This is a genomic window from Tabrizicola piscis (genome assembly GCF_003940805.1).
Taxonomy (GTDB): Bacteria; Pseudomonadota; Alphaproteobacteria; order Rhodobacterales; family Rhodobacteraceae; genus Tabrizicola; species Tabrizicola piscis.
The window spans coordinates 2,136,695-2,153,855 of sequence record NZ_CP034328.1; the positions used below are offsets into that span (position 1 = coordinate 2,136,695).

At 63.0% G+C, this 17,161-nt stretch carries 16 protein-coding genes and 1 pseudogene; 9 read left to right on the plus strand and 8 right to left on the minus strand.

The annotated features are described in order from the left end of the window. Positions 1–2: 2 nt before the first annotated feature. From lptC to EI545_RS10460, 5 genes and pseudogenes are all read left to right on the plus strand, one after another. Positions 3–596: an LPS export ABC transporter periplasmic protein LptC gene (gene lptC, locus EI545_RS10440; protein ID WP_245989940.1), complete on the plus strand. Its 594-nt coding sequence runs from the start codon at positions 3–5 to the stop codon at positions 594–596. 19 nt (positions 597–615) lie between these two features. Beyond that, positions 616–1,110, plus strand: coding sequence for an LptA/OstA family protein (locus tag EI545_RS10445; RefSeq protein ID WP_125325419.1), 495 nt, complete (start codon positions 616–618; stop codon positions 1,108–1,110). Continuing rightward, a pseudogene (gene lptB, locus EI545_RS10450) lies at positions 1,110–1,870 on the plus strand (LPS export ABC transporter ATP-binding protein). Before EI545_RS10445 ends, lptB begins: the two are co-directional and overlap by 1 nt. 224 nt (positions 1,871–2,094) lie before the next feature. After that, a complete protein-coding gene (gene hpf / locus EI545_RS10455; RefSeq protein ID WP_125325421.1) occupies positions 2,095–2,670 on the plus strand; it encodes a ribosome hibernation-promoting factor, HPF/YfiA family in 576 nt (191 codons plus the stop codon). A gap of 32 nt (positions 2,671–2,702) precedes the next feature. Continuing rightward, complete coding sequence (locus tag EI545_RS10460; protein ID WP_125325422.1) at positions 2,703–3,167, plus strand: PTS sugar transporter subunit IIA; 465 nt, start codon at positions 2,703–2,705, stop codon at positions 3,165–3,167. Between the two features lie 66 nt (positions 3,168–3,233). On the opposite strand, the gene EI545_RS10465 is transcribed toward EI545_RS10460, so the two are convergent. From EI545_RS10465 to cysQ, 7 genes are all read right to left on the minus strand, one after another. Then, positions 3,234–4,631 carry a nodulation protein NodH gene (locus EI545_RS10465; RefSeq protein WP_125325423.1) on the minus strand — a complete coding sequence of 466 codons (1,398 nt, stop codon included), beginning with the start codon at positions 4,629–4,631 and terminating at the stop codon, positions 3,234–3,236. Position 4,632: 1 nt separating this feature from the next. Beyond that, entirely contained in the window at positions 4,633–6,330 is a 1,698-nt protein-coding gene (locus tag EI545_RS10470; protein ID WP_484421909.1) for a DUF5927 domain-containing protein, read from the minus strand. Further along, a complete protein-coding gene (locus tag EI545_RS10475) occupies positions 6,327–7,337 on the minus strand; it encodes a glycosyltransferase family 2 protein (protein ID WP_125325424.1) in 1,011 nt (336 codons plus the stop codon). The genes EI545_RS10470 and EI545_RS10475 overlap by 4 nt, the downstream gene beginning before the upstream one ends. Positions 7,338–7,350: 13 nt before the next feature. Then, complete coding sequence (locus EI545_RS10480; protein ID WP_125325425.1) at positions 7,351–8,373, minus strand: glycosyltransferase family 2 protein; 1,023 nt, start codon at positions 8,371–8,373, stop codon at positions 7,351–7,353. A gap of 72 nt (positions 8,374–8,445) precedes the next feature. Beyond that, a complete protein-coding gene (gene galU, locus EI545_RS10485; RefSeq protein ID WP_125325426.1) occupies positions 8,446–9,342 on the minus strand; it encodes a UTP--glucose-1-phosphate uridylyltransferase GalU in 897 nt (298 codons plus the stop codon). Between the two features lie 176 nt (positions 9,343–9,518). Continuing rightward, complete coding sequence (locus EI545_RS10490; protein WP_125325427.1) at positions 9,519–10,328, minus strand: 3-deoxy-manno-octulosonate cytidylyltransferase; 810 nt, start codon at positions 10,326–10,328, stop codon at positions 9,519–9,521. Then, positions 10,325–11,116, minus strand: coding sequence for a 3'(2'),5'-bisphosphate nucleotidase CysQ (cysQ, locus tag EI545_RS10495; protein ID WP_125325428.1), 792 nt, complete (start codon positions 11,114–11,116; stop codon positions 10,325–10,327). Before cysQ ends, EI545_RS10490 begins: the two co-directional genes overlap by 4 nt. 118 nt (positions 11,117–11,234) lie before the next feature. On the opposite strand from cysQ, the gene EI545_RS10500 reads away from it, so the two are divergent. The 4 genes from EI545_RS10500 (at position 11,235) to dnaJ (ending at position 15,988) form a co-directional block, all read left to right on the plus strand. Further along, entirely contained in the window at positions 11,235–12,059 is an 825-nt protein-coding gene (locus tag EI545_RS10500; protein ID WP_125325429.1) for an ABC transporter permease, read from the plus strand. Then, positions 12,056–12,652 (plus strand): COG3650 family protein, encoded by a 597-nt coding sequence (locus tag EI545_RS10505; protein ID WP_125325430.1) that lies wholly within the window; start codon positions 12,056–12,058, stop codon positions 12,650–12,652. The genes EI545_RS10500 and EI545_RS10505 overlap by 4 nt, the downstream gene beginning before the upstream one ends. A 196-nt stretch (positions 12,653–12,848) precedes the next feature. After that, positions 12,849–14,756: a molecular chaperone DnaK gene (gene dnaK, locus EI545_RS10510; protein ID WP_125325431.1), complete on the plus strand. Its 1,908-nt coding sequence runs from the start codon at positions 12,849–12,851 to the stop codon at positions 14,754–14,756. Positions 14,757–14,830: 74 nt separating this feature from the next. Continuing rightward, positions 14,831–15,988, plus strand: coding sequence for a molecular chaperone DnaJ (gene dnaJ / locus EI545_RS10515; RefSeq protein WP_125325432.1), 1,158 nt, complete (start codon positions 14,831–14,833; stop codon positions 15,986–15,988). A gap of 48 nt (positions 15,989–16,036) precedes the next feature. Here dnaJ and EI545_RS10520 read toward each other — a convergent pair whose 3' ends face one another. Beyond that, positions 16,037–17,107 carry a DUF475 domain-containing protein gene (locus EI545_RS10520; protein ID WP_125325433.1) on the minus strand — a complete coding sequence of 357 codons (1,071 nt, stop codon included), beginning with the start codon at positions 17,105–17,107 and terminating at the stop codon, positions 16,037–16,039. Positions 17,108–17,161 lie beyond the last annotated feature (54 nt).

Consider the following 17,161-nt stretch of genomic DNA (forward strand, 5'->3'; position numbering starts at 1 on the left):
CGATGGATCGGCACACACGGGTTGTCGGGTGGCTGAAGGTCACCTTGCCGCTGATGGCGCTGGCGATCCTTGCGACGCTGTTCCTGCTGGCCGACCGGATCGACCCCGAGGCGGCCTTGCCCTATGCCGAGGTCGATGTCGAAGATCTGGCGCGCGAACCCCGGATGACCGCGCCCACCTATGCCGGCACCACCAGTGACGGCGGCGCGCTGACCCTGTCGGCAGATGAGGCGCGCCCATCGGCGGAGGGCGCGCCGGCCCGGGCGCAAACGCTGCGGCTGCAACTGGACACGCCGGATGGTGCGGCAACCAACCTGACTGCTGCAGAGGCCGTGCTGGACAATGTCGCGCGCGAAATCGTGCTGTCGGGCGGGGTGGTGATCACCACCTCAACCGGGTATCGCGTTGAAACGGCCGAGATGACGGCAAAGCTTGACCGGTCAGGCCTGCAATCGCAGACGCCGGTTACGGCGACAGGCCCGGCGGGTGACCTTTCTGCAGGCGGCATGACCCTTGGTCAGGACAACCGCACCCCCGGTGGGTATCTTCTGGTTTTCAATGGGGGCGTCCGGCTGGTATATCTTCCAGGTGGCTAAGGCCCAAGGGGTTCGACGAATGGCATTGAAGCAATGGTCTTTGGCGCTCGCCGCGAGTGTGGCGCTGCTGTCGACGGCGGCTGTCGCGCAGCAGGCGACCATCGCCTTCGGCGATCTGGAGCAGGACACGACCCAGCCGGTTGAGGTCACCGCCGACCAGCTTGCGGTGAACAATGCCGATGGAACGGCGCTGTTCAGCGGCAATGTGAAGGTCGTGCAGGGCGACATGACGCTGACTGCGGGCGAGGTTGAGGTCAAATACGGGTCGGAACCCGGTGAGATTGATCAGTTGCTGGCCAGTGGGGGGGTCAGCGTGACCAACCTTGGCGATGCGGCCAAGGCCGACGGCGCGGTCTATACGATCAAGAGCGGCCAGATCGTGATGTCGGGGAATGTGCTGCTGACGCAGGGACCGTCGTCGATGCAGGGGCAGAAGCTGACGATCAACCTGACGGACGGGTCGGGCATCATGGAAGGCCGCGTGACGACGACCTTCGTGCCAGGCGAAAACTGATGGCGGTGAAGCCAGAGTTGACGATCACGGAAGGCGCGGGGGGCTGCAGGTCCGGTCCTTGCGCAAAAGCTATAAGAAGCGGCCGGTGATCCGGGATGTCAGCCTTGATCTGCGCCGGGGCGAAGTGGTGGCGCTCTTGGGGCCGAACGGGTCGGGCAAGACGACGTGTTTCTACTCCATCGCCGGGCTGGTGACGCCGGAAGGCGGGCAGGTGCTGATCGACGGCAAGGATGTGACCGCCCTGCCGATGTACCGCCGCGCGCGGTTGGGGATTGGGTATCTGCCGCAGGAAGTCAGCATTTTCAGGGGTTTGTCGGTTGAGGACAACATCCTTGCGGTGCTGGAGATCACCGAGTCTGACCGCCACAAGCGGCGTGAGCGGCTGGAGGAGCTGCTGAGCGAGTTTTCCATCACCCACCTGCGCCGCACGCCGGCGCTGGCGCTGTCCGGTGGGGAGCGGCGGCGGGTGGAGATTGCGCGCTGTCTGGCGGCGGACCCGAAATATCTGCTGCTGGACGAACCCTTTGCCGGGGTTGACCCCATTGCGGTGGGGGAAATCCGCCATCTGGTGCATGATCTGAAAAGCCGGGGGATCGGCGTGCTGATCACCGATCACAACGTGCGCGAGACGTTGGATATCGTGGATCGGGCCTACATCCTGCATGACGGCAAGGTGCTCATGTCGGGCACGACGGAAGAAGTGGTGCATGACGAAACCGTCCGCCGCGTCTATCTGGGCGAAAACTTCCGGATCATCTAGGCGGGCCTGCGACCGGGGGGAATCGACTCGGTTGACAAGGGGGCATGGGCTAGCGCCAAATACCCTTGATGCGTGTGTCACATGCCCCTTTTCTGATCCGTTCCGCCGCGGAGAAATCGGCCGGCAGGCCTTGCGTGACGCCACGTTCTTTCCAACATTCAAAGGAAGGGCAGGACGGTCCGGAATGACCCGGCACGCCCGGCCAGCAGGCGAGAGGAGAGGCCATGCGCTATCAGATCAGCGGGAAACAGATCGACGTCGGTGAGGCCCTTCAGACCCATGTGAAGGCCGAAATGGGCGAGGTGGTCGAGAAATACGCCCAGCGCCCGACCGAATGTGTCGTGGTCTTTTCCCGCGTGGCGCATGAGTTTGTCTGCGAAGCGACCATCCATCTGTCCACCGGCCTGACCGCCCAGGCCAAGGGCCACGCGGCCGAGGTTTATGCCGCCTTTGAATCCTGCCGCGAAAAGATGGACAAGCAGCTTCGCCGCTACAAGCGCCGGATCCGCAACCACCACAACCATCGTGCGACTCCGGTTGAATTCGGCGGGGCGTCCTCGTATATCCTCGCTTCGTCCGAGGAAGTCGAGGATGTGGAGCCCGAAAGCCTCCAGCCCATCGTGATCGCCGAGATGGAGACGAAGATCCCTTCGATCACCGTCGGCGAGGCCGTGATGCAGCTGGAGTTGGCCGGGCAGCGCATGCTGGTGTTTCGGAATGAAGGCCATGGGGGCGTGAATGTGGTGTACCGTCGGGATGACGGGAACATCGGTTGGATCGACCCTCGCAACAGTAAGTAGCGCCCAAATCGGCGCGGGAACAACGTCTGCCTATGGAACTTTCCAAGCTACTCACGCCGGGTGCCGTTCGGGTTGTCGGTCAGTTCACGTCCAAGAAGCGGCTGTTTCAGGAGCTGGGCGAGATGGCGGCGCAGACCTATGGTCTGACAGCCGCCGTTGCCATCGACAGCCTTCAGGAACGCGAGACTTTGGGGCCAACCGGCGTGGGGCATGGCATCGCCCTGCCCCATGCCCGGCTTGAGGACCTGAAGGGAATCGTTGGCGTGTTCCTGCGCCTGGAAAAGCCACTGGATTATGACAGCGTGGACCGTCAGCCGGTGGATCTGGTCTTTGCGCTGTTCGCGCCCAAGGATTCCGGGGTGGACCATCTGAAGGCGCTGGCCTTGGTCAGCCGGACGATGCGCGACCCGGGCGTGGTGGCGAAGCTGCGGGCAAATACCGACCCGGCCAAGCTGCACGCGATCCTGACGGAAAGCCGGGCGCCGCAGGCGGCGTGACGGGACGTTCCACCCGGACAATTGCGCTGAGCCGGCCCTGAAGCGTAGGGCCCGCGCGGTGCTGTGTTACCCTTGCCAGCGCCCGAAGCCGAAGCCCATGTAGTCACGGGCATAGGCGTCGGCCCCGGCCGCCTCGACAGCGTCATCACAGATCGCGGACAGGGCCTGTGCCGCGGGATCAGGCGGGGGGGCAAAGGGCGAGGTCACCCCAACCTCATCCGCGAGGAAGGCAAGGCCTTCGGCAAGGCGGTCTTCGCGGATCACCAGATCCAGCGGCTGAAAACTGGAGAAGCCTTGCAGGATCGCGGTCTGGCTGGCCCAGTTCGGATCAACCCGCTGCCCGGTCTGGCCCAGGGTGGCAAGCCGGGCGTAGTGCAGGAACACAAGGAAAGCGCTGCGTTCGCTGGCGGCATCGGGGAAGGGCTGGCCCGGATCGGGCAGTTGGGCCTTATAGGCGCGGATCAGGATGCGGCGATGGTCGGCCAATTGGCCAGAGACGATCTTTTCACGAAAGGCCACATGGGCGCGCAGCAGCGGGTGGCGGATCACGGTAAAGCTGCGATGGCCCGGATTTGCGCGCTTCCACTGGCGCAGGGTTTTCTGTTCGAAGCCTTCGACGAGCCCCCCAAAGCTGGCAAGCCAATCGCGTACGGCATCTTCCGGGCCTGACCGGACCGGAAACCAAAGGAGCGGCGCGGCTGCAGCGGCAATGGCCGTGGGAATGGCGGCGGGGCGGCGGGGTTCAAAGTTCGGGGTGCGGTTCAGGGCGAAAACGTCGATCCCCGGCAGGGCAGCCGCCAGATCCTGCGGATTTTCCAGCTTGTCCTGAACGGGTTCGGGGTTCTGCTTCTTCAGCGTGTCATCCAGCGCCTTCAGCCGGCCATCCACCCCAAGAAAGGCGGCAAGGCCGTTCAGCACCTCGACCGAGGCGAGGTCTTCGTAGTCGATATAGAAGGCCGTCTGCCCGCTGGTCTGCAGGGCGTTGAGCAACTGCCTTTGAAAGCCTTGCAGGGCGGCTAGGTGATCCTGAAACTCAACCGGGTCAAAGGCGACCTTGGCGGATTTCAGGCGCTTGGCATCGGTCAGCTTCCATTGCCCGGTGGCTTGGGCGATTTTCCAGCTGACATAGCTTTCCAACGGGTTGCGGGTCAGGATGATCTTGGCGCAGCCGGGGTCATCCATCACCAGATCCAGCACGCGCGGGTCGTGGTCGTGAAAGTAGCGAAAGCCTGACAGGCCATCGGTTTCCGCCCGCAGTTTGCGGAGCAGCGGCTTGGGGTTCACCTCACGGTCGGCAAGCGAGATGCCGAACAGGTCCATCTGGTCTTTCTTGCCGATGAAATGCGGGTTGAACACTTCGCCATAGCTGGTGATGCCGGGCAGGGCGTTCAGATTCGCTTCAAGAAAATTGGACCCGGTCCGCATTTCGGCGAAGATCACGAAGCTGTGGAACGGGCCTGCCATGCTATTTGACCATATGAGGGCGCGACAGGCCGCGGTCGATGCGGGCCATGTCGATGCTGGCGGGGACATCCCCCATCAGGACGGGCTGCATGCCCTGATTGCGCAGTTCCTGCAGGAAATCGCTGAACCCGGAAAGATCGGTCATATGCGGCAGTTCGGTCATCCGGTGCGGCGCGCGGGGGTTCAGGTCATCGACGATCTGATGGAGCGGTTCGACCGGGTCTTCGATGAAATCGGCCAAGGTCCAGATTCGGGTGCGGGCCTTGGTGTCGGGGCCATTCAGCAGGGCGATGAAATCCGCCTCGATCTTCTGGAGGCGGGCCGCTTCGGCGCGGATTTCCGGGAAGGGCCGGCCCGAGCGCCAGAGCGGGATGGCGAAGGCGCCGGACACCAGCAGAATGCTGGCGTTCGGGTCCCCGGCCAGAAACGGGGCGATGTCCTGCGCGTCACCCGGGCCGAACTGGAAGCATTGGCGTTCGCCGCGGCTGTTCCAGATCAGGCTGGTCAGGAAACTGCGCGGGTTGTAGTCGCGCAAGGCGGCGCTGTCAGACAGGCCGCCCTTGAACACCGCCTCATCCCCGGCGAATTGCACGCGGTCTGGCGCGAACAGGTGGCCGTGCACCCGGGCATCGGCAACGCGGGTCAGCCAGGAGTGGAAATCGGGGAACAGGTCGGCAAAGCCTTCGAACACGCCATAGGGCGCGGCCGAGCGGTTGCCGCCGCGGGCCTTGGTGGGAAAACGGCTTTGCATGTAAAGGCCGGGGCGGCCTTTGGTCCTGCGCTCGACCGCCTTTGCGAAAAGCCGGTCGATCTTGCCGGGGTTGGGTTCGGGCCGGGTGGCGAGATCAGCCGAGGGGGACAGGTAGGTGTCGTAAAGCAGATCCGCCTGCGGCCAGATCTTGCGGGCAACGAAAGCATCCGTCCGGCGCAGGAGGTGGATGTGATCGTCGTAAAACACATGCGGGCGACCCTGAAAGTCGAACTTTGACAGGGTCAGAGACCGGCTTTCGACATTGGTCGAGACCTGGCGGACAAGGGTCTGGAAATAGCTTTCATCGGGGATCCAGACGCGCCGGAAATAGCGGTCGTGGCGCGCGCGGTCGGGGTGGGTCAGGATGGCCCGCAGCGACTGGCGGGTCAGGCACCACCACTGGCTGCCAAGATGCGGCACAAGGCCATCGGGGATCCGGCGTTGAAACCCGAAGCGGCGTTGCAGGTTCACATAGCCGTCAAACAACCGGCGCTGCCGTTTCCACGAGAAGGGGAAGCGCAAGGTAAAGCGTTCCCGGTTCAGGCCCCCAACCGTCCAGCCGACATCGGCGGTGGTGACGCTTTCGATGAAATCGGTCTGGGGATGGGCGGCAAGATGGTCCTGAAGCTCGGCCACCGGGCGGATCGGCAGGCAGGAGCCAGAGGCCAGAAAGACATGACCGACCTGCGGGAAGTCGCGCAGCATCAGGGCGGCAGCGGTTGATGAGGCCTGAACAAGGCTGAAGGTGCCCCATTCGCAAGCGATGCGGGCGGAAAAGCGGATATCGGGCAGGTCAGCCAGATCAGCGGCAAGCTTGGCGCGATCCTTCTCCGCAACGCGGCGGTCAAGGTGGATGACGACCGGGCAGCCGTGTTCGGCCCAATGCCGGGCGACCTGCGCCGCACGGTACAGCGCGGTGTGGCACAGCATCACGATGCCAACCGTCACGCCCAGTTCCCTTTCGACATCAGCCCCAGAATTTCGAGTTGGCGCCAGTTGATATACTTCTCGCTCCAATTGCACCACAGATCGCGCTCCTGCGCGATGCCTTCGCGATAGGCGCGGTATTCGTGGCTTTCGGCGTAGTGCTGGCCACGGGCAAGCTCTTCCTCGGCCTTGGCGGCGAAGGTGTCGAGGAACTTGGCATGCAGCAGGCAGCCCGAGGGTTTTTCGCCGCCATTATCCTCGTACACAAGGTTCAGCCCGCGCGGCAGCATCATATGGGTGGAACTGACATAGGCATAGCCGCGGGCCCATTTCACCAAGGGAACCTTGTTCATCGCCGGGGCCTTCTTCGGGAGATCCGAAAAGAAGACGCGGGCGCGGGGGCCACCCTGGATCCAGAGGTTGCGAAAGGTGGGGTTGCGAGTGACCGTGTAGTTGCCGCTGTCGAAGTACTGAGCGATTTCGAACGGGTTCTGACCTTCGCGGTACGGCTGCGCGTGCATCGCGCCCTTGGGGTACATGTCCAGAAGCATGGCCGAAAAGCTGCGCGCGCCCGCACTGTCCAGCCAGTCGGTCAGTGCGCGCAGGGGGCGGGTTTCGCAAAACGGGTAGACCAGAAATTCATCGACATCGACCGTCAGGCACCAGTTGCCGGTGCCATAGCGGCGCAGCAGGTGCATCATCCAGTCCATCCCGAAGCGGGATTGCTTGTAGCCGGCCCCGGTTGTCCAAAGCGACACATCCGGCTGCTCTGCCAGATACTCACGGGTGCCGTCGTCTGACGCGTTGTCCACGATCAAAAAGTGATCGACCCCGATCTTGCGGTAGTATTCCAGAAAGAAGGGCAGGCGCACCCGTTCGTTGCGAATGGTGGAAAACAGAAGGATCGGCTGCGGGCGAACCTGAGAGGTCCGGTTGGCCACCTGGGTCAACTGGCGGCGGCGGCGAAAGGCACGCGCCAACAGATACTGGCGCCGCAGCCGCAGACGGTAGGCCGACATCAGCGACATGCCACCCCCCGTGTCATATCCAGCCCCCGCGCGACAGAAGGCCCAGCGCCTCCATCTGGCGCCAACCTGTGTAGCGGGTGGATGCGGCGCAGTGCAGAACAGGGTCGGCGGTCAGACGGTCGTAGTAGGCGGCGTATTGCGCGCCGTCGTTGAAGTGTTCGCCCCGGGCCTTTTCCTCAACCGAGCGGTCGATGATTTCCGGCAGGAACTTGGTGTGCAGCAGGACGCCAGACGTAAGCTCGCCCCCTTCCGTGTCATAGACGCGGTTCAGGTGCGGCGGCAGAAGCGCGTGGGTCGAGGTGACATAGGCATAGCGCCAGTGCCAGCGGACCAGCGGGGTCTTGTTCAGCGTCGGCGCGCGGCGGGGGGATTGGCCAAAGAAGGCGCGGGCGCGGGCACCGCCCTGCACCCAGAGATTGCCCATCCGGGGCTGCACCTGGACTTGATAATTGCCACCGTCGAAGAACGGCAGGTGATCCAACGGGTTGTCGCCGGGCTGGTGGTCCGTCTGCGAGACGGGGCCGGCGGGATACATGTCCACCGTCAGCGCGCCGAATGAACGGCGGCCCTGCCGGTCAAGCCAGTTGGTCAGGGCCGACAGGGGCCTGGTCTGCCAATAGGGGTAGATCAGGATTTCATCCGCATCCAGCGTCAGGCACCAATGGCCGTGCCCATGGCGCAGCATCAGCCAGGTCAGCCAGTCCATCCCGAAGCGCGCGGCCTTGTAGCTGGCCGCCGTTTGCCAAAGCGAAACGTCCGGTTGATCGCGCAGCAGGTCAGCGGTGCCATCGGTGCTGGCGTTGTCGACGATCAGGAAGTGGCGGATGCCAAGGCGGCGGTTGTGGTCCAGAAGGAACGGCAATCGCGGCGCTTCGTTGCGGATACACAGGAAACACAGCACATCACCGGGGGTGATGGCAGCGGTACGATCCACCACGGCTGTCAGCTGGCGACGGCGACGGACGGCGCGGGCCAGAAGAAAGCGGCGGCGAAGTCGCAGGCGATAGGCTTGCCAAAGCGCAGCGGGGCCGGTCACACGGTCTGGCAGGGTGCCAATAGGGCAGGCCGTTGAAGGCCTGCCCGCATGCGTAGAGGCCTTGGTCAAGGCTTACTGAGCTGCTTTTTGCATGGCCATGAGGTCATGCAGGAACTCTCCAAACTCGGCCCCGAATTCCGGGCGCGACAGGCCGAAGGCGACGGTGGCCTGCAGGAACCCGATCTTTGAGCCACAGTCGTAGCGTTGACCCCGGAAGCGCAGGCCGAAAACGCCGGCCTTGCTGCGGGTTTCTTCGGCGATGGCGTCGGTCAGCTGGATTTCCCCATTGGCGCCCTGCTTCATCCGGTTGAGGTTTGTCAGCACTTTGGGCGTCAGGATGTAGCGGCCGATTACGGCAAGGTTCGACGGGGCGTCCGCCGCCTTGGGCTTTTCGACCATGCCCTTGACGCGGACGATCGAGCCATTGTCTTCCCCGATATCAAGCACACCGTAGGATGAGATGCGGGACGGCGGCACTTCCATCGCGGCGACCATGCAGCCACCGGTTTCGGCATGCGCTTCGACCATCTGTTGCAGGCAGGGGCGTTCGGCGGCGATCACGTCATCGGGCAGAACGACGGCAAAGGGTTCGTTGCCGATCAGCCGACGCGCGCACCAGACGGCATGACCAAGGCCCATCGGCCGGTTCTGCCGGACATAGGCGATGGCGCCGCTGTCCATGTTGGTGTCCTTGAGGATTTCCAGCAGGTCTTCCTTGCCCGACCGTCGCAGCGTGCTTTCCAGTTCGGGGGCGTGGTCGAAGTAATCCTCAAGCGCGGATTTCCCGCGCGAGGTGACAAAAATGAATTCCTTGATCCCGGCAGCGCGCGCTTCGTCAATGGCGTACTGGATGAGCGGCCGGTCGACGAGGGTCATGATCTCTTTCGGGATCGACTTGGTCGCCGGAAGGAACCGCGTACCAAGCCCCGCCACCGGAAAAACGGCCTTGGTAATCTTATTGATCTTCATGTTCGATCCGTTTCTGCATCTTGAGGGCCAAGGGAGCGGCCCTACTTTGTCTTCACGATCCTAATTGCAGATGAATTTGACCTTATCCGGGCAGTCGCGCGGCATTATCGCCAATTTGCACGGCATAACGTCAGTTGCACACAAAAAGTTTCTACTTGCGGGACAGTGAGCAAGGTTCAGCACGACTGCTGAGGGTCTGCTGCCTGCTTTACCAGCATCGCTTCGATGACCGCAACGTCCGAGGGGTTGTTCAACTCCCAGAACTCCCGGCCCTCGGCGTTCACTTCGACACATAGGACGTTGCGATTGTTTTCGAGGAAGCGCAACTGCTCAAGCCCCTCAAGCACCTCAAGCGGGCCGATGGGCCAGGCGGGATAGTCGGCAAGGGCAGCGGGGCGGTAGGCGTAGACGCCGACGTGGTGGAAGACCGGGGTGGGTTCCTCGGGTGCATAGTCGCGCCCCGTGTAGGGGATGACCTCTTTCGAGAAGTAGAGCGCGCGGCCCCCGGCACCGAAAACGGCTGTCGTGCCACCCACGCGCCCGGCGCGGCGGTCGGCGAGGAACCCGGCAACGGCCCGGCCATCGCAGCGCAGGACGGGGGTCGCAATGTCGGCGGCGGGGTCGGCGGCCAGCCCCTTGACCAGGTCTTCGACAAACCACGCGGGGGTCAGGGGAGCATCCCCCTGCAGGTTCACGACAACGTCGAAGCCGGGCAGGATCGCCGCCACTTCGGCGCAGCGTTCGGTGCCGTTGCGGGCGGCGGAGGAGGTCATCACCACCTCGGCCCCGAAGGCCCGCGCATGAGTGGCGATGCGGTCATCGTCTGTCGCCACGACCACGCGGTCGATGCCGCGAACGGCCATTGCCGCCTCCCAGCTCCGGCGAATCAGGGTCTTTGCACCATCAGGTCCGCGCAATGTGACCAAAGGCTTGCCGGGGTAGCGGGTTGAGGCATAGCGGGCGGGAATGGCCACAAGGGTCTTCATTTCAGCACCACCCCCGGCGCGTGGGCGATGAAGAACGGGTTGTCCCAGCCGGGCTTGCCATAGGCCAGGGGCGTGTGGTCATCAAAGCGCACGATATGGCCACCTGCCCCGCGCAACACGGCATCGCCTGCTGCGGTGTCCCACTCCATCGTGCGGCCAAGCCGGGGATAAAGGTCCGCCTCACCCGTGGCGACAAGGCAGAACTTCAGGCTGGACCCGGCGGATTTCATGTCCTGCACGGCGTAGCGGCTGATGTAGTCATCGGTTGCCTGATCGCGGTGGGATTTCGACGCCACCACCATCAGCGCCGCATTGTCCGGCGTGGCGACCCGCAAAGGCCGGGTCGGGCCGGGAGTTTCCTTGTCAAAGGTGCCCGTCTCTTCGACCGAGGTACCATCGGGCAGGGTGTAGAACAGCCGCCCCTGCGCGGGGGCATAGACGATGCCGCTGACCGGAATGCCGTCCTGCACATAGGCGATGTTCACGGTGAAATCGCCCCGGCGCTGGACGAATTCCTTGGTGCCATCCAGCGGGTCGACGATCAGAAATGTCCGCGCGACAAGCGCATGGCTGGCGGCCTGTTCCTCGGTGATCAGGACGACATCGGGAAATGCCGCGCGCAGACCTGCGGAAATGAGGGCATCGGCAGCCTCATCCGCCTCGGTCACGGGGCTGGAGTCGCCTTTGGCACGCACGTCGAAATCAGGGCGCCCGTAGACGGCCATGATGCTGTCTCCGGCATCCAGAGCAAGGCGGCGCATGAGGGGCACAAGGCGGGCGAGATCCATCGTTTCTCCTGTGTATCGCAAGGCAATTGAACATGTGGTCGCGCGCCCTTATCCTGCGCCGGTAACGGAACGGCAAGTTTTCCCTGCGCAGGGTGCCGAACCTGACGAGGTCACGCAGATGTTCCGCTATCAACGGCGCAAGCAATCCACGATTGGCAAAGCGTTCCAGACGCTGGAGCTGATGTTCCACGTGGCTGTGCGCAACCTGCGCAAGTCGAACGGGAATGCGGTGCTGGGGCTTGTGATGTCCATCGTGCAGTCGCTGCTGATGGTCGTGATCATGTATGTCCTGTTTTCGTTCCTTGGTCTGCGCAAGATCGCGGTGCGCGGCGATTTCATGCTTTACGTCATGTCAGGCGTCTTCATGTTCATGACGCATGTGAAGGCGATTGGCGCGGTATCCGGCGCGGATGGGCCGACGTCCAGCATGATGATGCATTCACCGATGAACCCGATCATCTCGATCGCGGGGGCGGCGCTGGCATCGCTGTATCAGCAGGTATTGGCCGCGACTGTCATCCTGTTCAGCTATCACACGCTGTTCACACCGATCAGCATCGATGAACCGGTGGGCGTGCTGGGGATGTTCCTGTTGTCGTGGCTGACTGGCGTGGGCATCGGCATGGTGCTGCTTTCCGCCAAGCCCTGGCAGCCAGAGCTGATGGGAATCCTGACCACCATCATCATGCGGGTCAACATGATCGCCTCGGGCAAGATGATCGTGGCCAACAATGCCAAGCCGGAAATGCGGGCGATGTTCGACTGGAATCCGCTGTTTCATACCATCGATCAGGGCCGCGGGTTCATGTTCCTGAACTATCAGCCGCGCTATACGTCGGTCGAGTATCCGATCTACGTCACGCTGGTCTGTGTGATGCTGGGCCTGATGGCGGAGTTCTTCACCCGGCAATACGCGTCTGCAAGTTGGGGGAAGGGCCGATGATCCGTCTGGCAGTGCTGCTGCTTGGGCTGACTGCCAGTGCGGTTGGCGCTGAGGTTTACCCCGCCTTCCACGCCGTTGTCGGGGTGGCTGAGGATGACGTTCTGAACATCCGCACGGCCCCTGATGCGGGGGCTGACATCATCGGCACGCTGGCGCCCAATGCGATGGGGGTCGAGGTGATTGGCGTCACCGAAGGCTGGGCGCTGGTGAATACGGGTGAAGGATCGGGCTACGCGTCGCTGCAGTTTCTTGCGCGTGAGGAGGGGCCGGACTGGTATGCCTTGGAACAGCCGCTGGCCTGTTTCGGGACGGAACCCTTCTGGTCGCTTGCGATTGATCCCACTGCCGGTGTCACCGACTATTCCACTCCGGAACCGGACGAGGCGCGGCAGGGCACCATCGGCCAGACCTGGCCGGGCGCACCCTGGGCCCCTACCGCAGCCCTTGCGATGGACGAGGGGATGGCAGTGTTGCGACCGGCCGAATGCAGTGACGGAATGTCCGACCGCAGCTTCGGCATCGCGATCGACGTCTTCCTGACACAGGGCGACCGGCAGCGTCTTTCCGGCTGCTGTGTGCTTGGCGCGCCCTGACCCGCCGGGGTGGTTCGAAAAAATCCTGAAAGATTCGCAGAAGACTCTGCGTGCCAACCGTTGCAGGGGCTTTGGCACCCCCCTATATACGGCAGGCACGACGACAGGCCGCCAGATCTGTCGCCTCATCCATGGCGGGGATGCCGAATTGGAAGGGTCCTTGCCGGAACATCGCCTGAAGTAAAGGGATACACACATGGCCAAAGTCATCGGTATTGACCTCGGGACGACGAACTCTTGCGTTGCCATCATGGATGGTTCGCAACCCCGCGTCATCGAGAATTCGGAAGGCGCGCGCACGACGCCTTCCATCGTCGGTTTCACCGACTCGGAGCGTCTGGTCGGGCAGGCTGCCAAACGGCAGGCCGTCACCAACGCCTCGAACACCATCTTCGCGGTCAAGCGCTTGATCGGGCGCCGGTTTGATGATCCCGTGATCCTCAAAGACCAGAAGAACATGCCGTACAAGATCGTCAACGGCGGCAACGGCGACGCCTGGGTCGAAGCCCGGGGCGAGAAGTATTCGCCAAGCCAGGTGTCGGCCTTCATCCTGCAGAAGATGAAGGAAACGGCGGAAAGCTATCTGGGTGAGACGGTCACGCAGGCTGTCATCACGGTGCCCGCCTATTTCAACGACGCCCAGCGTCAGGCCACCAAGGACGCAGGGAAAATCGCGGGTCTTGAGGTGCTGCGCATCATCAACGAACCGACGGCGGCGGCACTCGCCTACGGCCTCGACAAGAAAGAGACCAAGACGATCGCGGTCTATGACCTTGGCGGCGGCACGTTTGACATCACCATCCTGGAAATCGACGACGGGTTGTTTGAAGTGAAATCCACCAACGGGGATACGTTCCTTGGCGGTGAAGACTTCGACATGCGGATCGTCAACTACCTTGCCGACGAGTTCAAGAAAGAGCACGGCGTCGATCTGTCGAACGACAAGATGGCGCTGCAGCGCCTGAAGGAAGCGGCGGAAAAGGCGAAGATCGAGCTGTCGTCCTCCAGCCAGACCGAAATCAACCAGCCCTTCATCAGCATGGACCGCAATACCGGCCAGCCGCTTCACCTTGTGATGAAGCTGACCCGCGCCAAGCTGGAGAACCTGGTTGAGGACCTGATCAAGAAGTCGATCAAGCCTTGCATGGCGGCGCTGAAGGATGCCGGCGTGTCCAAGGAGGACATTGACGAGGTCGTTCTGGTCGGCGGTATGACCCGCATGCCGCGCGTGATCGAGGAAGTGACCAAGTACTTCGGCAAGGAACCCCACAAGGGCGTGAACCCTGACGAAGTCGTGGCGCTTGGTGCCGCCATCCAGGCCGGCGTGCTGCAGGGCGACGTCAAGGACGTGGTTCTGCTGGACGTGACCCCGCTGTCGCTGGGGATCGAAACCCTCGGTGGCGTCTTCACCCGCCTGATCGACCGCAACACGACGATCCCGACCAAGAAGTCCCAAGTCTTCTCGACCGCCGAGGACAACCAGAACGCGGTGACGATCCGCGTGTTCCAGGGCGAGCGTGAGATGGCTGCCGACAACAAGATGCTGGGCCAGTTCAATCTGGAACAGATCCCGCCCGCCCCGCGTGGCGTGCCGCAGATCGAGGTGACCTTCGACATCGACGCCAACGGCATCGTGTCGGTGAAAGCCAAGGACAAGGGCACGAACAAAGAGCAGGCGATCACGATCCAGGCTTCGGGCGGTCTGTCCGATGAAGAGATCGAGAAGATGGTCCGCGACGCCGAGGCGAATGCCGAGGCTGACAAGGAACGGCGTGAGCTGGTTGAAACCAAGAACCAGGGCGAAAGCCTGCTGCATTCGACCAAGAAGTCCTTGGCCGACCACGGTGACAAGGTAGACCCCTCGACCGTCGAGGCGATCGAACTTGCCATGCAGCCGCTTGAAGAAGCGCTGAAAGGCGAGGATGCGGGCAAGATCCGCTCGGGCATCCAGAACCTGACCGAAGCCGCGATGAAGCTGGGCGAGGCGATCTACAAGGCCAACCAGTCCGAAGGTGGCAGCGGTGATGATGAGCCGCGCCCGGTGGATGACGATGACATCGTCGACGCCGACTTCGAGGATCTTGGCAACAGCAAGCGGAAGTAACGCCGCGTGAACCAGAAAAGGGGGCGGTCTGGCAACGGACCGCCCCCCTTCCGGTTCGGTTTGGGGGTTTTGCCGTGGCAAAGCGCGATTACTACGAAGTCCTTGGGGCCAGCAAAGGCGCTTCGGCGGATGAGCTGAAGAAGGCCTATCGCCAGAAGGCGAAAGAGCTGCATCCTGACCGCAATTCAGACAATCCGCAGGCCGAGGCCCAGTTCAAGGAAGTGAACGAGGCCTATGAGGTTCTGAAGGATGAACAGAAGAAAGCGGCCTATGACCGCTTTGGCCATCAGGCGTTTGAAGGCGGCATGGGCGGCGGGCCGCGCCCGGGGCAGGGCTATGGCCAGCAAGGCGACTTTGCCAGCGCCTTTTCGGACGTGTTCGAAGACCTGTTCGGCGATTTCATGGGCGGTCGTGGCGGCGGTGGTGGCGGCGCTCGCAGCCGGGCGCAGCGCGGGTCGGACCTGCGCTATAACCTGCGCGTGACGCTGGAGGAGGCCTATAGCGGCATCCAAAAGACCATCAGCGTTCCGACATCCGTCACCTGCGACGTGTGCCACGGGTCCGGCGCCGAAGGTGGGGCAGAACCCGTCACCTGCCCGACCTGTTCCGGCATGGGCAAGGTCCGGGCGCAGCAGGGCTTTTTCACGGTGGAGCGCACTTGCCCGACCTGTAACGGCATGGGCCAGATCATCAAGAACCCCTGCAAGAATTGCGGTGGCCATGGCCGGGTCCAGAAGGAACGCACGCTGTCGGTCAACATCCCGCAAGGCGTGGAGACTGGCACCCGCATCCGTCTGGCGGGCGAAGGTGAGGCCGGTCTGCGTGGCGGGCCGCAGGGTGACCTTTACATCTTCATCGAGGTGAAGGAACACGCGATCTTCCAGCGCGACGGCGTGCATCTGTTCTGCCGCGTTCCGGTATCCATGCCCACGGCAGCCTTGGGTGGTGAGGTTGAGGTGCCAACGATCGACGGCGGCAAGGCCCGGGTCAAGGTGCCTGCCGGTGCCCAGACCGGCAAGCAGATGCGCCTGCGGATGAAGGGCATGCCCGCCCTGCGCAGCGGCAACACCGGCGACATGGTGATCGAGCTTGCGGTGGAAACCCCGGTCAACCTGACCAGCCGCCAGCGCGAATTGCTGCGCGAGTTCGAGGATCTGTCGGAAGAGAACAACCCTGAATCCAGCTCCTTCTTCTCGAAGGTGAAGGGGTTCTGGGACGGCATGAAGGGCTAAGGCCCCCCGGATCCTTGCCCTTTCGGGTCAGGATCCGGGCTTTGCCGTTCAGGGGACCTGATCGGGAACCGGCACTTCGGCATCATGCGCGTGAAGCCGGCGCCAGCGGATCGACGACCAAAGTGCCACGGCGATGAACCCGGCACCCAGCAGACCGGTAATCACCTCGGGGATATGGGCCAAGGTCTGGCCAAACATCACGCAGGCCAGGACGAAGATCGACCAGAAGGCCCCGTGTTCCAGATAGCGGAACTCTGACAGGGTCTGGCGTTCGACCAGCATGATGGTCATCGACCGGACATACATCGCGCCGACGCCAAGGCCGATGGCAATCAGGAACAGGTTCTGCGTCAGGGCGAAGGCGCCGATGACACCGTCAAAGCTGAAGGACGCATCCAGAACCTCAAGGTACAGGAACGCGCCGATCCCGCCCTTGACCGCAAGGTCTGCGGCCTTGTCGGCGTGGTCAAGGATATGGCCGATGACATCGACGACCAGGAAGGTCACCAGTCCCGACACGGCCGAGTACAGGAAGGTGGAAAGCTCAACCTCGGGCATGATCGTGGCGAAGATCAGGATGATCGTGAGGACGATGGCAAGCTCCAGCCCCTGCACCGAGGAGAACCGCGACATGGCGCCTTCGACCGAGGCGATCCAGTGGACGTCCTTGCCTTCGTCGAAGAAGTATTTCAGCGCCACCATCATCAGGAAGGCCCCGCCGAAGGCCGCGATGGAAAGATGCGCGTCGCCCACGATGCGCGAGTATTCCGCGGGTTCCGAGGCGGCAAGGCGCAGCGCCTCGATCGGGCCGATCTTTGCGGCGAAGACCACGATCAGGATCGGAAAGACGATCCGCATGCCAAAGACCGCGATCAGGATGCCCCAGGTCAGGAACCGGCGCTGCCACAGCGGCGTCATCTCCTGCAGCTTGTTGGCGTTCACGATGGCGTTGTCGAAAGACAGGCTGATTTCCAGGACGGACAGCACTGCGCCAATGAACAGGAACCCAAGGGCCCCGGTCAGCGTGCCGGTATAGGCGAAGCCCAGCCAGACCGACAGAAACAGGCCGATCCCGGTAACAAGGAAGGCCCAGCGGAAGTAGTGCAACGCTGTCGACATCGGATCCTCACGGTTGGCAGAGCATCGCTTTAGGACGCCGCCCCTGCATCTGCA